General features: G+C 46.2%; 16 protein-coding genes. All 16 read right to left on the bottom strand.

Annotated features, from left to right (window positions below):
* Positions 1-7: 7 nt before the first annotated feature.
* The gene (gene wzzB, locus M8014_RS09410; protein WP_271282227.1) at positions 8-988 is read right to left on the bottom strand and encodes an LPS O-antigen chain length determinant protein WzzB; all 981 of its coding nucleotides are present in this window, start codon (positions 986-988) and stop codon (positions 8-10) included.
* A 223-nt stretch (positions 989-1,211) separates the two neighbouring features.
* On the bottom strand, positions 1,212-2,378 hold the full coding sequence (gene ugd, locus M8014_RS09405; RefSeq protein ID WP_271282226.1) for a UDP-glucose 6-dehydrogenase: 1,167 nt from the start codon (positions 2,376-2,378) through the stop codon (positions 1,212-1,214).
* A 252-nt stretch (positions 2,379-2,630) separates the two neighbouring features.
* Positions 2,631-4,037 (bottom strand): NADP-dependent phosphogluconate dehydrogenase, encoded by a 1,407-nt coding sequence (gene gndA, locus M8014_RS09400; protein ID WP_271282225.1) that lies wholly within the window; start codon positions 4,035-4,037, stop codon positions 2,631-2,633.
* Positions 4,038-4,135: 98 nt separating this feature from the next.
* Entirely contained in the window at positions 4,136-5,185 is a 1,050-nt protein-coding gene (locus M8014_RS09395; RefSeq protein WP_271282224.1) for a DUF1972 domain-containing protein, read from the bottom strand.
* A gap of 16 nt (positions 5,186-5,201) precedes the next feature.
* On the bottom strand, positions 5,202-6,326 hold the full coding sequence (locus M8014_RS09390) for a glycosyltransferase family 4 protein (RefSeq protein ID WP_271282223.1): 1,125 nt from the start codon (positions 6,324-6,326) through the stop codon (positions 5,202-5,204).
* A gap of 57 nt (positions 6,327-6,383) precedes the next feature.
* The gene (locus M8014_RS09385; protein WP_271282222.1) at positions 6,384-7,622 is read right to left on the bottom strand and encodes a hypothetical protein; all 1,239 of its coding nucleotides are present in this window, start codon (positions 7,620-7,622) and stop codon (positions 6,384-6,386) included.
* Positions 7,623-7,642: 20 nt separating this feature from the next.
* Complete coding sequence (locus M8014_RS09380) at positions 7,643-8,425, bottom strand: glycosyltransferase (RefSeq protein WP_271282221.1); 783 nt, start codon at positions 8,423-8,425, stop codon at positions 7,643-7,645.
* The gene (locus tag M8014_RS09375) at positions 8,422-9,408 is read right to left on the bottom strand and encodes a glycosyltransferase family 2 protein (protein WP_271282220.1); all 987 of its coding nucleotides are present in this window, start codon (positions 9,406-9,408) and stop codon (positions 8,422-8,424) included. Before M8014_RS09375 ends, M8014_RS09380 begins: the two co-directional genes overlap by 4 nt.
* Positions 9,409-9,416: 8 nt before the next feature.
* Complete coding sequence (locus tag M8014_RS09370; protein WP_271282219.1) at positions 9,417-10,667, bottom strand: flippase; 1,251 nt, start codon at positions 10,665-10,667, stop codon at positions 9,417-9,419.
* Positions 10,668-11,483: 816 nt separating this feature from the next.
* Positions 11,484-12,569: a dTDP-glucose 4,6-dehydratase gene (rfbB, locus tag M8014_RS09365; RefSeq protein ID WP_271282218.1), complete on the bottom strand. Its 1,086-nt coding sequence runs from the start codon at positions 12,567-12,569 to the stop codon at positions 11,484-11,486.
* A 374-nt stretch (positions 12,570-12,943) separates the two neighbouring features.
* The gene (gene galF / locus M8014_RS09360) at positions 12,944-13,840 is read right to left on the bottom strand and encodes a UTP--glucose-1-phosphate uridylyltransferase GalF (protein WP_271282217.1); all 897 of its coding nucleotides are present in this window, start codon (positions 13,838-13,840) and stop codon (positions 12,944-12,946) included.
* A 179-nt stretch (positions 13,841-14,019) separates the two neighbouring features.
* Positions 14,020-15,405, bottom strand: coding sequence for a colanic acid biosynthesis protein WcaM (wcaM, locus tag M8014_RS09355; RefSeq protein ID WP_271282216.1), 1,386 nt, complete (start codon positions 15,403-15,405; stop codon positions 14,020-14,022).
* An 11-nt stretch (positions 15,406-15,416) separates the two neighbouring features.
* Positions 15,417-16,637, bottom strand: a complete 1,221-nt coding sequence (gene wcaL, locus M8014_RS09350) for a colanic acid biosynthesis glycosyltransferase WcaL (protein WP_271282215.1) — start codon at positions 16,635-16,637, stop codon at positions 15,417-15,419.
* Entirely contained in the window at positions 16,634-17,914 is a 1,281-nt protein-coding gene (gene wcaK, locus M8014_RS09345; RefSeq protein WP_271282214.1) for a colanic acid biosynthesis pyruvyl transferase WcaK, read from the bottom strand. Before wcaK ends, wcaL begins: the two co-directional genes overlap by 4 nt.
* Positions 17,915-17,929: 15 nt before the next feature.
* Positions 17,930-19,408 carry a colanic acid undecaprenyl disphosphate flippase WzxC gene (gene wzxC / locus M8014_RS09340; RefSeq protein ID WP_271282213.1) on the bottom strand — a complete coding sequence of 493 codons (1,479 nt, stop codon included), beginning with the start codon at positions 19,406-19,408 and terminating at the stop codon, positions 17,930-17,932.
* A gap of 1 nt (position 19,409) precedes the next feature.
* Positions 19,410-20,804 carry an undecaprenyl-phosphate glucose phosphotransferase gene (gene wcaJ, locus M8014_RS09335; RefSeq protein ID WP_271282212.1) on the bottom strand — a complete coding sequence of 465 codons (1,395 nt, stop codon included), beginning with the start codon at positions 20,802-20,804 and terminating at the stop codon, positions 19,410-19,412.
* Positions 20,805-20,826: the final 22 nt, after the last annotated feature.

Genomic DNA, 20,826 nt, shown 5'->3' with positions numbered 1-20,826 from the left:
GACGGTATCAGGCTTTGCTTTGGTAGTTACGCACTGCGTTACGGCCTAGCACCACGCCAGAGCCAATAATGCCACCCAGCAGAACCGCCAGGATAAGCACCAGGGAACGTTTTGGGCTATCACGACGAATCGGCAGGTCCGGCTTCATCACATAGCGATAAGCATGGATGGACGTCGGGTCGATTTTCAGCTTCTGAATATCCAGTAATTTCTGTTTATTCTGGTAGTAGCTGTCTGACAGCGTCAGCGGACGCGAAGCCTCACGTTCGATCATCGATTGTAATGCTTCGGTACCTAACAGGAACATCGTCTCCTGGGTAACATCCTGGGTCTGCTGAATTTTCGGGCTGGTTATATTTGCGGCTTCGGCATACTTCAGCGCTTCGGCGACCTGCTTAATACGCAGATCTTTCTGCTCCTGGGCGATCGCCTGCTGGTTTGTCAGCGTATCGTTCAGGGTAGCCACCTGCTGCTTGATGTTATCGTTCAGGTCAACTTCGAGCTCTTTCTGAATCTGCTCATCAACCTGCTGAATGTACTGTGCGACCTGTTTCTGTGCCGCTTCGGCCGAACCATTTACATAGCTCACTTTTAAAGGTAAAGACTTGTCTTTTACAACAGATTCAATCGTTAGCTTCTCCGGTACCTCCAGGTTTGCCAGCGTTTGCGACAATGCGGAGAAAGACGCGTTATAACGCGTGATGACACTCTCCTGTATATCACTCAACTTTGGTGCTGCAGTACCATACAAGATATTCAGCGCGTTACTGTAGCTACCGATCTGCGCCGCATCAGGCTCGGTGATAATGGCTGTGGAAGTCCATTTTTCTTTGGCAAATGCGAGGTAGGCTACGGCAAGCACAATGGCGAGGGCGATAAAGGTGGCAATCAACCATTTTCCGCGCCAAAGCTGTACCAATAGATCAATCAAATCAATCTGCTCAGGGTCATTGCTTCGCATGACCGCGTTATTGTTGTTGTGCGTCATATAATCCTTAGAAGGCAAAAAGCGCAAAGAAAAAGTTACGGCATAGTTTATCGATTGTTGTCGGATTTTCTATAGGAATCCGATAAGCTATAAAGAAAAGATAATGTTTAGATATTACTCTCCCGGCCAAGGCCGCCACATTGTCGACAACCAGTACCACGGTTAACAAGCGCAAAAAATGCCCGGCAGCGCTGCCGGGCATTTTTTATGCAGGTAATAAGATTCAATCACTGCCAAACAGATCGCGGGTATAGACTTTATCCGCCACATCAGACAGCTCTTCCGCCATACGATTGGACATAATTACATCCGCTTCTTTCTTAAAAGTGTCCAGGTCGCGAACCACGCGTGAGTGGAAGAAGTGATCTTCTTTCATCACCGGTTCGTAAATAATGACCTGGATTCCCTTGGCCTTGATTCGCTTCATAATCCCCTGAATGGACGACGCGCGGAAGTTATCTGACCCGCTCTTCATTATCAGACGATACACCCCGACCACTTTAGGGTGGCGCGCCAGGATCGAATCAGCGATAAAGTCTTTACGGGTGCGGTTAGCATCCACGATTGCTGAGATGATGTTGTTTGGTACCGATTGATAGTTAGCCAGCAGCTGTTTGGTATCTTTCGGCAGGCAGTAACCCCCATAACCAAAGGATGGATTGTTGTAGTGGTTGCCGATACGCGGATCCAGGCAAACGCCTTCGATGATCTGCCGGGAGTTCAACCCCAGGCTCTCCGCATAGCTGTCCAACTCGTTAAAATAGGCCACGCGCATCGCCAGATAGGTATTGGCAAAGAGCTTGATGGCCTCAGCTTCAGTTGCATCGGTGAACAGCACATCGATATCTTTCTTGATCGCACCTTCCTGCAACAGAGCAGCAAAGCGTTGAGCACGCGCTGAGCGCTCACCGATGACAATGCGCGATGGATGCAGGTTATCGTACAATGCCCTCCCCTCACGCAGGAACTCCGGTGAGAAAATGACATTATCGATACCCAGCTCTTCTTTAATCGATTGGGTGAAGCCGACAGGGATGGTCGATTTGATGATCATCACGGCGTTAGGGTTGAGTTCCGTCACATCCTTGATCACCGCTTCTACGCTTGAGGTATTAAAATAGTTCGTTTTTGGATCGTAATCCGTCGGCGTCGCAATAATCACAAAATCAGCATCGCGATACGCATCTGCTTTATCCGTGGTTGCACGAAAATTCAGTGGTTTGTAGGTCAGATATTCCTGGATCTCTTTATCAACAATGGGAGAAATTTTCTGGTTCAACATATCCACTTTAGCTTGCACGATATCCAGTGCCACCACTTCATGGTGTTGCGCAATCAGGATCCCATTTGAGAGACCAACATAACCTGTTCCGGAGATTGTTATTTTCATTCATTCAACTTCTATATGAGTGAGTGTCAGGGAGCGACGACCGCGCCACCGTAATAAGCAGATGTGAGGTTTTTAGCGCGTATGCTAAGTTGATGTCAAGCAGCTGAAATGACTAGAGAATAGAGAAATATCGGAATTTTTAACTAGTGAAAACTGCAGTGTATTGGTTAACCGAGAAAACATGGGGATCGTAGACGTAAAAAAACCCGGCTGATTTCGCCGGGCTTCGCTATATGACTGAGTTAAATCAGATTAATCCAGCCATTCGGTGTGGAACACACCTTCTTTATCAGTGCGCTTGTAGGTGTGCGCACCAAAGTAGTCACGCTGCGCCTGAATCAGGTTAGCTGGCAGTACAGCAGCACGGTAGCTGTCGTAGTACGCCACTGCAGCAGAGAAGGTTGGAACCGGAATACCGTTCTGTACCGCATAGGCAACCACGTCGCGCAGCGCTTGCTGATAATCGTCAGCAATTTGCTTGAAGTACGGAGCCAGCAGCAGGTTAGCAATACCCGCGTTTTCTGCATAAGCATCGGTGATTTTCTGCAGGAACTGCGCACGAATGATGCAGCCGGCACGGAAGATCTTCGCGATTTCGCCGTAATTCAGATCCCAGTTGTTCTCATCAGATGCAGCACGCAACTGTGAGAAGCCCTGCGCATAAGAGACGAGTTTACCCAGGTACAGTGCGCGACGGACTTTCTCGATAAATTCTGCTTTATCGCCCGCTGGCTTGGCCTGTGGGCCGCTCAGTACTTTAGAGGCGGCAACACGCTGCTCTTTCAGGGAAGAGATATAACGTGCGAATACAGATTCTGTAATCAGAGACAGAGGCTCGCCGAGATCCAGAGAGCTCTGGCTGGTCCATTTACCGGTACCTTTGTTCGCCGCTTCATCCAGAATGACGTCGACCAGGTATTTACCCTCTTCATCTTTCTTGGTGAAGATGTCTTTGGTAATGTCGATCAGGTAGCTACTCAGTTCGCCGTTGTTCCACTCGGTGAAGGTTTGCGCCAGCTCTTCATTAGAGAGGTTCAGACCGCCTTTCAGCAGAGAGTAGGCTTCAGCGATCAGCTGCATGTCACCGTATTCAATACCGTTATGAACCATCTTCACATAGTGACCTGCACCATCTGGACCAACGTAGGTCACACACGGCTCACCGTCTTCAGCAACCGCAGCAATCTTAGTCAGAATAGGCGCTACCAGCTCATAGGCATCTTTCTGACCGCCAGGCATGATAGATGGGCCTTTCAGGGCACCCTCTTCACCACCGGAAACACCGGTACCGATAAAGTTGAAGCCTTCAGCAGACAGTTCACGGTTACGACGAATGGTGTCATGGTAGAAGGTATTACCGCCATCAATGATGATGTCGCCTTTTTCCAGATACGGCTTCAGGGAGTCGATAGCTGCATCTGTGCCAGCGCCTGCTTTCACCATTAACAGGATCCGACGAGGCGTTTCCAGGGATTCAACAAACTCCTGAACCGTATAGAAAGGAACCAGTTTTTTGCCCGGGTTCTCTGCAATCACTTCTTCGGTTTTATCACGAGAGCGATTGAATACGGAGACGGTATAACCACGGCTTTCGATATTGAGCGCCAGGTTGCGCCCCATCACTGCCATACCGACGACGCCGATCTGTTGCTTGGACATTACATACTCCTGTCAGGTGTGGTCACCGCAACCTATGTGCGGCTTGAAAAGTGACTTAGATGTTAACCTATATGTGTAGGATGTGTAATACGTCATTTTTAATAAAGTGCTTCATAACTTTCAGCAATAGTCTTCCATGTATATCTTGTTCTCGCAATTTCTTGCATGGACAATGCGCATTCCTGCATTTCAGCAGATAACAATTCTTCATCAGTTAATTTATCAACTAAATCAACTGTATCAGCAAAATAAATCGCTCTATTATCAGTAGTGTATCGATTAAAAGAACAATCGAACGCAAAAACAGGTTTTGCAAAGTGCATAATTTCAACTAAAGAAGGATTTGTCCCGCCGGCAGAATGCCCGTGCACATAACCCTTACACTTCGAACGAAGAACAAATAACTCATCAAGATTATAAACAGGTGCAATCATTTCAATATTAGTAAATTCAGAATATTTTTTAATCATTCTTTTCCCGAAATCACTACTGTTCCAATTGCCGACAAATTTCAAATTCTTTTGCGTCCTTGAAAAAGTCTCCAGAATCATCTCGACGTTATTTTCAGGTTCAATACGGCAAAGTGAAAGATAATAATTACTGGAGATGCCAATCTCACCACCTGTTAAAACATGATCGCCACCATAAGCGATTGTCTCTGCATTAACATCGTAACTTTCTTTTACATATTTGGTAATCTGATAATTATCAGCAATAACAACATCAGAAAACTTAACAGCCATCCTTTCTGAAAACTTCAAAAAAAATTTAATAGCCGCATTCCACTTATTACGCTTCCATTCAAGCCCATCTATATTCGTTATTATTTTAGCTTTTGATATCATGCGAATTAAAGGTAGTGCAATACATCCTGAAACCCCCAATATTAATATTACATCTGACTTTCTTGACTGAAAGAGTGAAATAATATCGTAAGGGATACTCTGCATACCATTCGCGTGCAGATTGATATATTTTAGATTAGCTCCATTATGTTCCTTAAGCCTTTCAGCATAGATTTTTCCAGAACAAAAGACAGTATAGCTAACACGACCCGATGAATATTGGGTAAGATTCTCCACGAGTGTTTCAAACCCGCCATAGCAGGCTGGAATTCCAGCAATGCCAACAATAGATATTTTCTTCATTTTATATTCATTAATTTCATAAGGAATTATCGATAAAATTTAAAATTCTATCTTTGTATACTTCCAGAGAAAAAACCTCACTCTTTGCTTTGGCATTTTTTGCATAGAACTCAAATATTTCCACATCTGACAAGACATACAAAATTTTATTTCTGATTGATGCATGGTCACTATGAATAATATTAAAGCCGCACGTTTCGTCTATTAATTCAACAGGGCCGCCAAGTTCAGGTCCAATCGGTATCGATCCATTCGCCATCCCTTCAGCCAAAGTTAATCCAAAAGTTTCTAACCACTGATTTGGATTTGTTAAATTCAAAACAATAGCCGAAGATAAATACAATCTTCTCAAATCAGCTGGACGCCTAAATAAAACAATATTTTCCGGAAGAGGAGTGTCTTTTAAAAAATCATGTAGCTGCTTTTCAGTACAATTCAATACAAGGGTAAAGACTATATTATCATTCGCGCTAAAAGATAACTCTGCTATTTGAATAAAATCTTTAACTCCTTTGCATTCAAGTAAAGACGAAATGAAAATCACGTTCCTATCATTGAATTTCGCCAAGAAATCAATATCTTTGCTTTCTGAAATTAAATGAGGGCTCAAAGGATTGTAAATTACTTGTTGCTTTGATATTTGTTTAAAAAATTCTTTTTCATACAGAAACTTAGAGACAAAAACAACATTATCAGCACACAACTCAATGATTTTTCTTAGGAACTTTTTTAATATAAAAGGCTTTATTGAAGTTTCGTGAACATAAGATGTCAGTGTGGACTTTGTTATTTTAGAAGCCAGCATAGCTCCGAAGGGTAGCATAGTATTAACAATTACATAATTACTATCTCTTTTGTTTTCACGAAGAAGCCTTAGCAATATAAAAAAAATTTTCATGTTGGCAATTAAATATGCTAACAACTTAACCACAAGATTACTTGCTGGAAGATAGTTAAAATGACTATATTTGACATCATTTATTCCAGATAAAATCCCGTTGGTATTACTTGTAATTACGTGACGATTACCTGGCAATATTTCAACCATTTCACGTAATACTCTAGGGCTTCCACTAAAATCATTATAAAGATGAACAAAATAATATTTTCTTTCACCTACTATGTTTATTTCGTTTTTCATAACTGTCCAGTGCTTTATTTAATCAAAATTTCTTTTACGTATTACTGTTGAACAAAATCAGGATTCATTATCATTTAATCTGAGATTCGAAACAGGTGTTCTTTTATCAATAATAAGAGCGATGATTGGCAGCATAATAACTGCGCTCACATTTTGATACATTGCAACAAATAATGCTAATAGGATAAACAAAAAAGATAAATTTTGACTCAACGATAGTTTTCTGGAGATCTTATACACAGTATAAATAATTCCCCCAATCGCGATGCACCCGACCATGTAAATAAATGCAATGACATTCGAATCTGGCCAAATTGTGAGGCCTACACCAGCATACCCTATACCGTGCCCTAATGGATGTAAAATAAGTTCATTGATCGCGTTTTGCCATTGAACAACTCTTCCTAAAGACGAGGCTTCCGAACTGAGCGTTAAAATAATTAATAAAGTGCTTATAAACGCAGAAGCCCATGTAAATACATATAGATGCTTTTTTAATCCTGTCGGCATTTTAATTTTATATATAAGCATTAACATAATATATACGAATAAACTGATAAACACGGTTCGTGTTCCAGACAGGAACATTGGTATTAATGCAAAAGAAGTTAATACCAATTTACCTCTCTTTATATAGGTCAAAACACCTAAAAGTGTAAAGAAACAGAAAAAGGTCAATGATAGGGTATTACTAAAGAAACCAAAAACTCGCACCGCATTATCACGGAAGTAGTCCCACTCGTTCAATTCGAATCCGGAATGCATAAACGAATCGTAGAACCAAAAATCTTCTAATTGTTTGTAATAAACAAATTGATAAATAGAGTAAACAACATTAGGAATAACAACTGTGAGCATTACACAATATAAATATTTTGTGATGTCAATTTCACGATCACACACCCTGAAAACAAACGACATTAACAACATGGGAATATAGGAATTAAAACCCACCAGAAATGCAGAAAAGTCTTGATTTAAAATCCCCATTATCGATGCCAGCATTATTAGCAATATAGCTGGCATAACAGTAGCAATCTTCTTTTTATTACTTGCTGTATAAAATACGAAAAATGTCATTAGCAAATATATTGCTATTTCTTTGGAATATCCTGATAGAAAAAACATTTCATAGTTAGTGTAATGCTTTAATTGCAAATACACCCAATCATAATAACAATACAGCACTGTCAATAATGAAATAAAAGCCGTAACGTTCTTTTTTAATCCAAGTGTTATCAACGTAGAAAGCAAAAAGATAGTTACAATTATATCTGTCAACTGAAATATTATCATGAAATGTTCTTTTAGTAGTTTTACTTAATCTTTAAAAATTCATATAAAACATAATATACCCGTGCAAGAATTCCACGCCAGTATGATTTCTTATTACAAATATAGATAGTTGCTTTTTTATTATTTAAATACCTAAAGTTATTAGGGAGATCTTTTTTTGTTAATTTATAACTTTCACTATGCATTGACATCTCATGCACCAAATCTACATCCATAACATTCACAGATATATTATGTTCTGACAATCTCAGAAAAAATTCAGTATCAACACCATAAAAAGATAAATTTTCATCAAAAACAGGAGACATTATCCCTTTTAGTTTGGAAGAAATAACCATACCACTAGTGATAGCTATTAGATTCTTGTGCATACCTGGAACAATACTATCAAGATGTTTACCAACTATTAATCCCATTCTTGCTGGGCTACGTAATTTATTAGTAACATAAACTCTTGGAATCGTAACGATTGGATCATTTTGAAGTGATTTTTTCAAATGGTCAAAATATTCTTCACTATATTCAGAGTCATCATCTGAAATGATCAAGTAATCAAATTGAAATTCACTTGTGATTTTATTATAAATATAACTTAATTTTGAATTCTCATTATCAGACAAGTAAGTTAACGACATTTCTTTTGCAAATTTTTCATTACAAGCATGAAGCTCACTGTCTGTACTATTATCCCAAACGATAATTTCAAAATCATGAAATGATTCTTCAGCTAATTTTGCACTTTTAATCGTAACATTATCGATTAATTTTTTGTTATACATTACGACTAATAATTTAAGTTTCATTTACCTCCCCCCTGTTTAAAACCAGCTATGTGAACCCAGAAAAAGTCAATTAGATTAAAGAGAATATGTTTCTTATCATTATATTTGACATATGCCTTTATGGTATCGAAATGTGAATATTTATTATCATGCTTGTAAAAATCGATCTGATAGATTCTGCCAACGAAAGTCAAAAACATCATAATTTCTTTATGCTCTGTACTATCTCTATAATTTGGAATAAAAGAAGCCATTGCTTCGTTAATTTGATAATTATTCTTATAATGTTGAACTCTAAATTTAATTTTATTGGATTTAAATGGAGTTAATATCTTTTGAAGGAAATTGCTTTCTCTAACACCAATTTGATTATTAGAATGCTGTCGATATTTTATTAAAGGCTCTTTGCAAATACCGATTGAACCTTGAAATGTCGAACAAGCAGAAAGCCAGAGATCATGAGGCACATCTTCAGGAAAAGGGACTAATGTATGTAAGAACGCCCTTCGACAAGCCATTGTCGCTCCAGTTACAACGCTTTTCTTATGTAATCTAGCTAATGTAATTCTATCTTTATCAAAATTGAAGCCGATGCAATTCCAGAGTAATCCTATCTCTTCTAGTTTATCATTGACTAATTCTGCATCGCTGAATATCAAATTCAAAGAAGCATTCTCGTTAAATTTATTTAAAATAATCTCAGCTTTGTTTTTAACCCAGACATCATCTTGATCACAAAAGAAAACAATTTCCGCATCCGCAGCTCTTGATAAGACATCAAAATTTTTAACGTAACCTAAATTTTGAGATGGCTCTATTATATTAAACCTAACACTTCCTCTATAGTTTTTTATATATTCACGGATAATAGAACAAGTATTGTCGGTTGAACAATCATCTCTTATGATAATGCTGCGAGGTAAAATAGTTTGATTAACAATACTGTCTAATTGCTCAACAACATATTTCTCGCCATTATATGTTGCCATAATTACATTGTACATATCTCGCCTTACTTGAATGAGTGTGTTCTTACAGCTAACATTAATAAAATCACACAATCAATTAGCATTCTTGCGCTCCATGCATATGCTGCTCCAATGATCCCAAAATGGTCGATCATGAAGTAAAGGAAAAGCAAATATGGCGCAATTTCAGCACAATGAAGTAATGCCGTTGTTCTCGCCTTTCCAGCAGCCTGAATTGAGGCAAAAGGAATTTGTGCGATACTATTAAAGAAAAAACCAACTAATAAAATACGTAATACAGGGACACAATTTTCAACGTAGCCGGCCCCCATCCAATAGTATATTATCTGAGGAGAAAAAATAATTCCAAAAATCACAACGGGCAAGCATGTAGCGCACGCTAATTTATATGAAAGTGAAAGTTGACCGCGTATATCATTCTGATTTTTTAGACTACTAAGCTTTGGAAAGATAGCCCTGGATAGTGCTGCTGGCAAAATTCCTAATCTGGATACCGCTTCTGAAGGAATAGTGTAAAAAGCAACGGATGCTGCACCGATAACATTTGAGACGATAAAACGGTCAAAATATACCATAACAGGACTAATGATATTACTGACAGTAATCCATCCTCCGAAAAAAATTAATCTTTTGAAGGTATTTTTATGAAAGGTAAATCCTAGTTCTATTTTAGAGTGTAACACAACCAAGTAAGTTATTAATAGTGATAGCAACCTTGCTATCACCAATCCTAATATCGCTGAATACAATGAGTGCATAAAAATAACAAACACTGCCGGTAATCCTGCGATCATTGAACTACTGATTGTTCGTTGTAGATTAATATTTGCAAATTTTTCATCGCCTTCAAGTATTGAAAGCCATAATTGATTAATCAAGAAGAAAGGTATAGTTAATAATAGCAGCTTTAATGATAATAAGACTTCTGAGAAATATTTTTCAGATACATTCAACAGCCTAACTAACTCGGCCATATTTAAGTACAGTAAAATCATACATACGCTACTGAACGTCAGTATAAAAACTGATGCTGTTGATATTATTTTTTTTCGCTCTTGCTTATCGTTCCTATATAAGGCTATTTCACGAATAATCGCTCTACTTATTCCAACATCAAATATCCCAGCATAACCCACAATCGCTATCGCGATTGTATAAATACCAAAAAGTTCTGGTCCTAAAACCCTGGCAAGATAGCCTAAGGATGGAATAATAATAAGGGAAGGTATTACATACCCACCTAAATTCCACATGCTATTTTTAATTAAGCTCATATAATTTTATTTCAATATATTAATGTTATGCGGTTATTATAGAATTTTAACCGGGACTTATTGTGGCAACATGCCGGAGTTAGGTAAGCACTGCCAGAAACCGCATTAAGTTGGGTGTTTGATAGTTCAATGTCTGCCTTATAGGCTTCATTAAATACCAGGGCCGCATAATCATGCCAGGGCTTCGCGCTAATCGGCACCAATTGATTAAACCCGTCCTCTCCAGTTCTCTTCGGCGCAACACGTTTCGCATAGGCAGTAAAATTTGCTAGCAGCTCTGCGCCCAGTGGAATTCATTTGCTAATCGTTAGTGACCTATCATTTCCGCGCAATTCTTGGCAATAACATAGCATCGATTTGCCAAATTAATTATCTTTACCTGTTTGAACCATACTCGTGATAAAAATTAAGTGACGAGCGTAGCTGCCTGGCACTCTTTCTTACCGGCCAGTTTGGTTTCACCGTAAAAATTCTATGGTGCAGTGGCCTCTGTTTCAAACCATAGGATTTCTCCGTCGCCGGTTAAAACATAGTCAGTCGAATAATATTCAACCCAAGTACCAATTTTGGCAGCTTCTTACATACATGACTCAACGCTTATCGCGTTCAAGAATTGCTCCAGTTCAGCGTTGCTATGTACGGTGGTGTCCTTGATAACATCTAACTTGAAGCAGTTTTCGGTTTCCACAATGCCTTCAGGATTAATGAAATAACCGTAATATTCGCTGGATAGAACATCGACGGCACCCAGGCTACCTAACTACTTGAGCGGATTCCCAGTCCACCACCTTGTTTTACCGAACAACAGGATATTCTCTACTGACGTTCTCCGTAATTCTGCTCTATCCACGACTGATAATTGCCGCTTTTCACATTTTCTACCCATTGGGTATTAGCCAGATACCATTCCACGGTTTTACGGATCCCGCTTTCAAACGTCTCCTGCGGTTTCCACCCCAGTGTCTGGTTAATCTTCTCAGCATCAATGGCGTAACGGCGGTCATGCCCCGGACGGTCAGCCACATAGGTGATCTGATCGCGATAAGAGCCGTCTTTCGGTACGATCTCATCGAGCAAATTACAAATGGTGTGAACCACTTCCAGGTTCTGCTTCTCATTATGGCCGCCAATGTTGTAGGTCTCACCTACAACGCCAGTGGTCACAACGGTGTACAGCGCACGCGCGTGATCCTCAACATACAGCCAGTCACGGATCTGATCGCCTTTGCCATATATAGGCAGCGCTTTCCCATCCAACGCATTCAAAATCACCAGAGGGATCAGCTTTTCAGGAAAATGATAAGGCCCGTAGTTATTCGAACAGTTGGTGACAATGGTCGGGAATCCGTAGGTACGTAACCATGCGCGCACCAGGTGATCGCTTGATGCCTTAGAGGCGGAATACGGGCTGCTTGGCGCATAGGCCGTTTCTTCCGTAAACAGCGGCAGCTCAGTACCGGCAGTGTGCTCATCAGGATGCGGCAAATCGCCATACACTTCGTCAGTGGAAATATGATGGAAGCGAAATGCTTGTTTCGCCTCTTCGGTAAGCATTGACCAATAGGCTCTGGCGGCTTCGAGCAGTACATAAGTACCGACAATATTGGTCTCGATAAATGCAGCCGGGCCGGTAATAGACCGATCAACGTGGCTTTCTGCCGCCAGATGCATCACCGCATCCGGCTTATGCTCCGCAAAAATACGTTCCATGGCCGCTTTATCGCAGATATCAGCATGCTCAAAAACGTAACGCTGGCTACTGCTCACCTCAGCCAGTGATTCCAGGTTACCGGCATAGGTCAATTTATCGACATTAACCACTTCATCCAGAGTGTTTTGAATAATATGTCGTACAACCGCAGAGCCAATAAAACCAGCACCACCCGTAACAAGAATTTTCACGCGTTAATTTCCGTTAAATGAAGAGATCGGATAATGAATTCTGGAACGGCACTGGAGCACCATGCCAGAAAACAACCACGCTACCGCCCCTGGCTTAACAGCTACCAGAGCACTGAGCATGGTCAGAATGTGGACTTTCTTTGCGGTCTGAAGACAACAAATGGCACGCCGGATTACCGGCAAGTCAGCCAATAATTGTCGTATTAAATGCCTGTAGAAACAAGGGAAAAAAACAGGCTTACTATACAAAAAACCAGCAACTAACCGACTGAAATTTAAGAATATATTCAGAAATACAAAACGGCAGTGGCATTCATCAGAACCGATTAGGTTCCTGAATGATCCACTGCCGTTTCGAATACGCTAACCGGATATTAATCGTTAGTTAATAATTTCTTCATGCTTTCCCGGAACTTCTGACCTTCTTTATGGTTACGCAGGCCGTATTGAACAAAAGCTTGCATGTAGCCAATTTTCTTACCGCAGTCGTAGCTTTCGCCGGTCATTAGCATGGCATCGACGGACTGTTTCTTCGCCATTTCAGCGATAGCATCTGTCAGTTGAATACGATCCCAGGCACCTGGCTCAGTACGTTCCAGTTCGGCCCAGATTTCAGCATTTAATACATAACGCCCCACGGCCATCAGATCAGAATCAAGCGTCTGCGGCTGATCCGGTTTCTCGATAAACTCAACGATACGGCTGACTTTCCCTTCGGAATCCAGCGGCTCTTTAGTCTGGATAACCGAGTATTCGGACAGGTCGCCTTTCATGCGCTTCGCCAGCACCTGGCTGCGGCCGGTCTCGTTGAAACGCGCCACCATCGCCGCCAGGTTGTAGCGCAGCGGATCGGCGGAGGCGTTATCGAGAATAATGTCCGGTAATACGACCACAAACGGGTTGTCACCCACAACCGGGCGCGCGCACAGAATGGAATGCCCCAGACCCAGCGGTTGCGCCTGGCGAACGTTCATAATGGTCACGCCTGGCGGGCAGATCGATTGCACTTCTGCCAGCAGCTGACGCTTAACGCGCTGCTCCAGAAGGGCTTCAAGTTCGTAGGAGGTGTCGAAGTGGTTTTCTACCGCATTCTTGGAAGAATGGGTGACCAGAACGATTTCTTTGATCCCTGCAGCAACAATCTCGTCGACGATGTACTGAATCATCGGCTTGTCAACGATCGGCAGCATCTCTTTAGGAATGGCTTTTGTGGCCGGGAGCAAATGCATGCCCAGACCCGCTACCGGAATGACCGCTTTCAAATTAATCATGTTTCTTCCACCTTAAAAATGGTTGCCGAATTATAGCTCTTTAACCTGTTTTCGCCAGCACGATTTGCTGCAATTCTGGATTTGATGTTACGCAGCTGCCGCGCAAATTACAGTAGTAGCAATCCGAATCACCTGGCATTAATTCCAGGAATCTTCGCAAAGTGGCAATGGCTAAATAATCAGCGCTTCGGCAGAGTAAAATTCAGCCCTTCCGCCTTCACCGTATGCTGATCAACCCGGTCGATATCGACCGAACTTTGACCTTTCTCATTAACGGCTTTAACGTTCGCCAGCGACAGCAGCGTCTCTTCTTTAGCCATAAATTTACCGCGCACGTCTTTGCGCAAATCGAAGTTCAGCGCCAGAGCAGGTCCGATACTCGCATCCTGCATCACATTGATATTGCGCATAAAAAGATGCTGAGGCTTGTTATGCAGCTCAAGAGATGCGCGCTTCATCTCGAGGTTAGTAATGGCCACAAATGAGGTCGCATTGCCGGAGGAGATCTGGATCCCGCGTAATTTGCGGGTAAGATTTTGGTTATCCAGATGTATATCATTGAGCCGGAAATTTTGCGGTATCGACAAATAATTGCCTTTGATCACCCCGTAGCCAATTAGCATCCCCGCGCTGTCGGTCATCTCCACATTATCGATAACAAAATTATCACAGCCGTATATCGCCACCGTTGCGTTATCGATCCCCGCTTTTTTGCTGAAGTCGGGAGTGATATTTCGTGCTTTAACATTACGAATAATAAAGTGTTTGCCGTTCTCAACATGCACCAGCTGGCGGCAATTGCTGCCGGTGATATTGGCGACCACGAAGTTCTTTACCGCCTGATCTTCCGGGTAGGCGTTGTCATAAGTGCTCCCCGCAAGGCCAATGCCGATGCCCCAGTTAATTTTGCCGTTGGTACAGTCGATATGGTCGATAACGTGGTCAGAAATCAGGATATTGCGATCGTTAATCGCCACGTTCCACTCGATAGCGTCACCCTGCAGATAGCTAAAGTGGCCGTTAGTGATGGTCACGCCGTCCATCTGAGTATGAAAGCCCTGGCGCAAAATTGCATAGTTGGCTTTCGTGACGGTCAGCTTGTCGATCAGCAGGTTACGCATCACCTTTGGTTTTTTACCGCCGATATAGATCTGGGTCACCGGGCCATAACCGCTCATCGCCAGACCCTGGATTACGCAGTCGGAGCCGCGCACGTCCAGCGTGATATTTTCGGTGCGCCCCTTCCCTTCGCCGATCACCTTGCTGCCGTCCTGCAGCACCAGCCGCCCTCTTCCGTTGCCGGTCATCGCACCGCGAATATGCAGCGTTTTGCCTTCGGGGATGAAAATAGCGGTATTGATGTTATCGCAGGTCAGTCCGGCCGGCACCACCACCGTGTCGCCTTCGGTAAAAGCCTGCTTAAAGGCCGCGATCCAGTCACGACGATTGTACTGGCGAATGTCCACCGTGCCGCCCGCAGTCGCGGCCCGCACGCCCACGAGGGGAGCTGCCGCCAGTACGCTGCAGGTAGTGACAAACGCGCGGCGCGTCATTTCTTTCGGCATACAGCCTCCGTTTAAAGCGTTTGAAGCAGAGTGGCTAACTGCCGGTTGATCAGCTGCTGATTGAAATCAGTCTCCACCTTGCGGCGCGCGTTGTGCACCACCGGCGAAAGCGCCTCATGCGCGATATCGCCAAAGGTCGCCAGCCGATCGGCCAGCGCCTCGGGATTATTTTCGGCCACCAGCCAGCCGGAACGATCGGTCTCGATCAGCTCCGGGATCCCGCTGTGCAGCGTGGACACCACCGGGATCCCCACCGCCATCGCCTCCATCAGCGCCACCGGAATACCTTCCATATCGCCATCCGCGCCAGTAATGGAGGGAAGCAAAAACACGTCCGCCTCATCAAGCATGGCCTTCACTTCGTGGCTGGGCTTAAACCCCGGCATCTCGACGCAGGATTCCAGCTGATATTGTTCAATCAAGGTGCGCAGGCGGCGCTCCCAGGGGCCAATCCCGAGAATACGATAGTGAAAATCCACCCCGCGCGCTTTCAGCTGACGGCAGGCTTCAATCGCCACGTGGAGCCCTTTTTTCTCGGTAAGACGCGCCACGGAGACGATCTGCAGGGGCTTGCCCGGCACCTTCACCGGACGCGGAGAAAAGCGCTGCATGTCCACACCCATCCGGGAGACCGCAATCTTCTCCGGCGGACAGCCCATGGTTTGCAGCCGTCCGGCCCACAGGTCGCTGATCGGCAGCATCATGTCGCCGCGCTGAAACAGCTGCTGATATTCAGGGGTGTAATGATCCAGCACCTCGCGGCTCGAGATATCGATCCCATGAAATACCGTGGCGATTTTGCCGTCGATAACGCCCAGCTCGCGCAGCTTGGCTGCCGTCACGCCTGCCGGGCCAAAGTGGGCGATAAACACGTCCGCCCGCCAGGTCTGCGCGGTCTGGCCGCAAATAGAGGAGAGGATCAGGTTGCGCGACTCGGCGCCATAGCGGGCAACATTCAGCGCCCGCCAGGTCCCCGGGCGATGCAGCCCGCGCAGAGTCTGGCGGGCGCGATAACGCAGTTTCGCAAGCTTGCCCTGGGGCTCATCCTGCAGCCAGCGGGTTTTGCTGGCCAGATCGTACTGCGTCCAGGCGGCATGCGTATTCCGGGTATCGCCCTTTTGCAGGGCGATAATCTCCACGTCATAACCCATATCTATAAACGCGGTGATCTGGTTCAGGACGAAGGTTTCGGACGAAAGCGGAAATTTCAGTAAGAAGAAACCAACCTTCATTTATCCCCCCCTACCCTGTCCAGCACCGATTTCACCATCCGGATACCGTTCTCACGCTCGGCGTTAACCGCCACTGCCAGGCGTTCGTTAATGGCAGGCAGTTGCCCCAGCGTATCGGCTACCGTCGCGCTCAGCGAGCCATCCAGCAGATGGCGGATATCCACCGCCATCTCCGGCATGCCTAACTGCTGCATAATCCCGGCAGATTTGTGCTCGTAGTTAATGGCGATCGCGGGGGTGCCAAAGTTCATGGAGATAATCGCCGAATGCAGACGCGTACCCACCGTCAGCTCGCAGGCGCCGAGCAGTTTGCCCATCTCCAGATCGTTCAGTTCATCCATCACCACGTGATAGCGCGACGGATCGCTGACGTGCTCACGCAGGTTCAGCGCCACCATCCGGTCATCCTTGTTGTAGCTGTCGATCCCGGTACAGGTCGAAAGCGCCAGCACCTGGTAACCGCTCGCCAGCACCCGGTTGACCACCTCGGCAAAGGCTTTCTCATACGCAGCCTGGGTGGTGCCCAGTCGCTTATCAAAAGGTGCCAGCTCGCGCAGGGTGATGGCGACGGTCTTCTGCTGCTTCGCCACGCTCAGCCAGTGCTGTACCGCATAGCTGGGGGTAAAACTGGCGTCCTGATGATCAACCAGCCAGGCGGTATCGACCCCCTGCTCCACTTTACGGGTGTCAATTTCGCTGCGCTGCATCAGGTTCAGGCTCACCGATTCGCGCAGGATCAGCGCATCGCAGTGGCCAAACACGTGGTTCGCCAGCTGGTTGAACTGCGGATCCTGGAACGGCCCGACGCTGTGCCCGACCATAAACAGCGGTTTTTTCGCCATAAAGGTGCAGAGGGCATGCTCGAACTGCGGCACACCGTACAGATCGACAAAGAACGACCCGCCCACCTGGATAATGGCATCGTAGCCGGAGAGCAAACGGACAAAATCGGTAAAGCCCTGGGCGATGGCGATATTGCGCAGCTTGCCGGTGTCGGTCACTCTTGAGAGCAGCACCTGATGCTGATAGCGGCGGCGCAGCACTTTTTTCACCCGCCCCACTACGCCCGCGGCGCTGTTGTGCTGTTTCATCTGGCTGTACAGCGGATCGCCCATTACCGGACGGTTCAGCAGCCAGGAGGAGCTCACCGGGTAGCGGCTCATCACATCAACGTCGGTTTCAGGCGCCAGGGTGTGAATAGCATCCAGTAAGCCGCGCAGGATCGCGCTGTCACCGCGGTTGCCGCAGGTATGGTTGCCCAGAATCAATAATTTCATCATGACCTCTTAAAATTAGCCTGCGCGAAGCAGTGTTTTCATCTTCTCGCCGCGACAAAACTGGCGCTTCATCTCCACCACCAGCCCATTGCGTGACAGCACGATCATCACCGCAAAGGCCAACACCCCGGCCGCCACCTGTACGGCGAGCAGCAATGCCAGCGGCAGATGGCCGCTCAGCACCACGCCCAGGGCATAGCTCAGCGCAAGCGTGGGTATAGAGAGATAAAACGGCAGCCACAGGCTCAGAATGTACTGGCGGTAGCTGGAACCCAGCACCGGTTTAATCATCACGAAGTAGCTCAAGACGGTGTTGATGATTTGCACCAGCAGGAAGCCCAGCGTCACCCCCATCGCGCCCGCCATCAGGGCGCCGATGACGATCGCCGGAATAAACAGAAAGGTTTTAAAGACGTTGAATTTGAAGCTGATATCGACGCGGGCCTTTGCCATCAGCAGCGATCCAATTGGGTTGCCGACCGAACGCAGCAGGCCCACCACGCACAGCAACTGCAGAACCGGAACAATGCTTACCCACTTCTCACCAAACACCAGCGGCACCAGGTTGCCGGAGACCACCATCAGCCCCAGCAACGTCGGGAAGTTGATAATTCCCACCACCGACAGCAGCTTGTAGAAGTTCACCCGCAGCTTCTCGGTGTCGTCCTGAATTTTGGCGAACGCCGGAAACAGCACCCGGGTGATGATCGGGTTGAGCTTCATCGGCGGCACCACCGCCACGTTCCACGCAAGGTTAAAGCCGCCGGCCACGCTGGCGCCGAGCATACGCGCCAGCACCAGCGTCGAAAGGTTGGTATTCACATAGTTGATGATGCTATCAGCGGTCAGCCACGCGCCAAAGCGCAGGTTAGAGGCCACCGACGCCAGCGAGAAGTGAAACCCCGGACGGTAAATCTTGCGGCCAAAATAGCCAAACAGCAGAGTACGCACCGCACTGTTAACCAGATATCCAAGGATCGCCGTCATCGCCAGCGGCCAGAAATGGGCGCTCACCACGGTGAAGGTAAATCCGGCCAGCACCGAGGTGGTTTCAATCATGCCGATTTTGCTGAACTCCAGCTCCTTCTGCATCAGGGCGCGGAACTGTTGTCCGTGGGGGATCAGGATAAAGGCAAATGACAGGGCCCGCATCAGCGGCGCCAGCTCCGGGTTATTCAGCGCGTCGGCAATCGCGTCGCTCAGCAGATACAGCGCCACACACACCACCACTCCAAGGCCGACGTTCAGCCAGTAAAGGGTGGTCAGTTCCAGCTGGCTGATTTCTTTGCGCTGAATAATCGAGTTGGCGATGCCAAAGTCCGACAGGGTATCGGCGAGGGCGATAATCACCAGCGAGACGGTCAGCAGACCAAACTGGTGGCTATCGATAATCCGCGCCAGCACCGTCATCTGCGCCAGCCCAAGGCCGATGATGATCACCGTAGCAATTGCCGACCACTTGGCACCGCTGAGGGTTTTTTCACGTAAGCTCATGTTAGTACGCCGCTTTGTTTACAAAGCCTTTAAAGACGGTCAGAAAAACGATTTTGATATCGAACCAGACGCTCCACTCACGGATGTACTCCAGATCGAACTCAACGCGTTTTTCCATTTTTTCCAGGGTGTCGGTCTCGCCGCGCCAGCCGTTGATCTGCGCCCAGCCGGTAATGCCTGGCTTCACTTTATGGCGCAGCATGTAGCCTTCAATCAGGGCACGATACTGCTCGTTGTGCGCCACCGCGTGCGGGCGCGGGCCGACAATCGACATCCCCCCGGTCAAGACGTTGATAAACTGCGGCAGTTCGTCGAGAGAGGTGCGGCGCAGGAAGTTACCCACGCGGGTGACGCGGGGATCGTTTTGCGTCGCCTGGGTGACCACCTGGTCGTTTTCCATCACCTTCATGGAGCGGAATTTCCATACCATGATCGGCTTACCGTCCATGCCGTAGCGGGTCTGGCGGAAGATCACCGGCCCTTTAGAGGTGAGCTTCACCGCCAGCGCAATGGTGCACAGCACCGGCGAAATCAGCATCAGGATCAGGGACGAGAGAATGATGTCTTCCACGCGTTTCAGCACCCGGTTGATGCCGGAAAGCGGCGTGTCGTACAGCGGCACCACGGGAACGCCATTCACCTCTTCAATACGCGAGTGCAGGATATTAAAAGTGAAGACATCGGGAATGAGGATCACCGAGCAGGTGGTGTCCGCCAGCTTGCGCATCAGGGTTTTGATGCGGGCTTCATCACTCATCGGCATGGCGATATAAACGTTGTGGATCTTCCCGGCTTTGGCATCGTCTACCAGCTGCGAATAGTTACCCGCCCAGTCAGCAGAGACACCGCCCGGCTGTGCATCATGATAAACCCCCACGACGTCAAACCCCAGCCACGGCTCTTTGCGAAAGCTGTCAAGTAACGTCATCCCAACCGGCAAACTCCCGGCCACCGCCACCCGGCGGGTGTTGTAGCCGCGGTTGCGCAGCCAGCCGGCACCGTAGCGGATAAGCGATCGACAGACCACCATCCCGACGCTGGTCAGCAGATACCAGGCAAAATAGGTGGCAAAGCGGTTATCAAAGTCATTGTTGAAGGCCACCAGACCGAAGCTAAACACCAGGCTTAAGGTCCAGTTCTGCAGCAGAAGCTGCAGCTCGGTGGCGATTTTGACGCCGCGCCACGAACGGTAGAAGTCGGTCATACCGCCGATCATCTGGAAGACCACCAGCGCGATCAGCGCCATCAGCAGATGCATGTAGAGAAAAGGCAGCCCACTGAGTTTACACACCATCCACAATCCGCCGAACATGATGGTGATATCAGAAAAACGCTGCACCATAGAGATTAACGATGCATTCGTTTTGGCTCGCTCGCGCTTTTTTAGATTTGTCATCGTTGTTCCTGTTTCAGGATTC

It is taken from the genome of Silvania hatchlandensis (genome assembly GCF_025564065.1).
GTDB lineage: Bacteria > Pseudomonadota > Gammaproteobacteria > Enterobacterales > Enterobacteriaceae > Enterobacter > Enterobacter hatchlandensis.
Note: the sequence above shows the minus strand (reverse complement) of the source record. Positions and strands in the feature narration are given on the sequence as shown.

Excerpts from the sequence above, each read along its gene's own strand:
- wzzB (WP_271282227.1), bottom strand. The coding sequence starts at position 988 with ATGACGCACAACAACAATAACGCGGTCATGCGAAGCAATGACCCTGAG.
- ugd (WP_271282226.1), bottom strand. The coding sequence starts at position 2,378 with ATGAAAATAACAATCTCCGGAACAGGTTATGTTGGTCTCTCAAATGGG.
- gndA (WP_271282225.1), bottom strand. The coding sequence starts at position 4,037 with ATGTCCAAGCAACAGATCGGCGTCGTCGGTATGGCAGTGATGGGGCGC.
- M8014_RS09395 (WP_271282224.1), bottom strand. The coding sequence starts at position 5,185 with ATGAAGAAAATATCTATTGTTGGCATTGCTGGAATTCCAGCCTGCTAT.
- M8014_RS09390 (WP_271282223.1), bottom strand. The coding sequence starts at position 6,326 with ATGAAAAACGAAATAAACATAGTAGGTGAAAGAAAATATTATTTTGTT.
- M8014_RS09385 (WP_271282222.1), bottom strand. The coding sequence starts at position 7,622 with ATGATAATATTTCAGTTGACAGATATAATTGTAACTATCTTTTTGCTT.
- M8014_RS09380 (WP_271282221.1), bottom strand. The coding sequence starts at position 8,425 with ATGAAACTTAAATTATTAGTCGTAATGTATAACAAAAAATTAATCGAT.
- M8014_RS09375 (WP_271282220.1), bottom strand. The coding sequence starts at position 9,408 with ATGTACAATGTAATTATGGCAACATATAATGGCGAGAAATATGTTGTT.
- M8014_RS09370 (WP_271282219.1), bottom strand. The coding sequence starts at position 10,667 with ATGAGCTTAATTAAAAATAGCATGTGGAATTTAGGTGGGTATGTAATA.
- galF (WP_271282217.1), bottom strand. The coding sequence starts at position 13,840 with ATGATTAATTTGAAAGCGGTCATTCCGGTAGCGGGTCTGGGCATGCAT.
- wcaM (WP_271282216.1), bottom strand. The coding sequence starts at position 15,405 with ATGCCGAAAGAAATGACGCGCCGCGCGTTTGTCACTACCTGCAGCGTA.
- wcaL (WP_271282215.1), bottom strand. The coding sequence starts at position 16,637 with ATGAAGGTTGGTTTCTTCTTACTGAAATTTCCGCTTTCGTCCGAAACC.
- wcaK (WP_271282214.1), bottom strand. The coding sequence starts at position 17,914 with ATGAAATTATTGATTCTGGGCAACCATACCTGCGGCAACCGCGGTGAC.
- wzxC (WP_271282213.1), bottom strand. The coding sequence starts at position 19,408 with ATGAGCTTACGTGAAAAAACCCTCAGCGGTGCCAAGTGGTCGGCAATT.
- wcaJ (WP_271282212.1), bottom strand. The coding sequence starts at position 20,804 with ATGACAAATCTAAAAAAGCGCGAGCGAGCCAAAACGAATGCATCGTTA.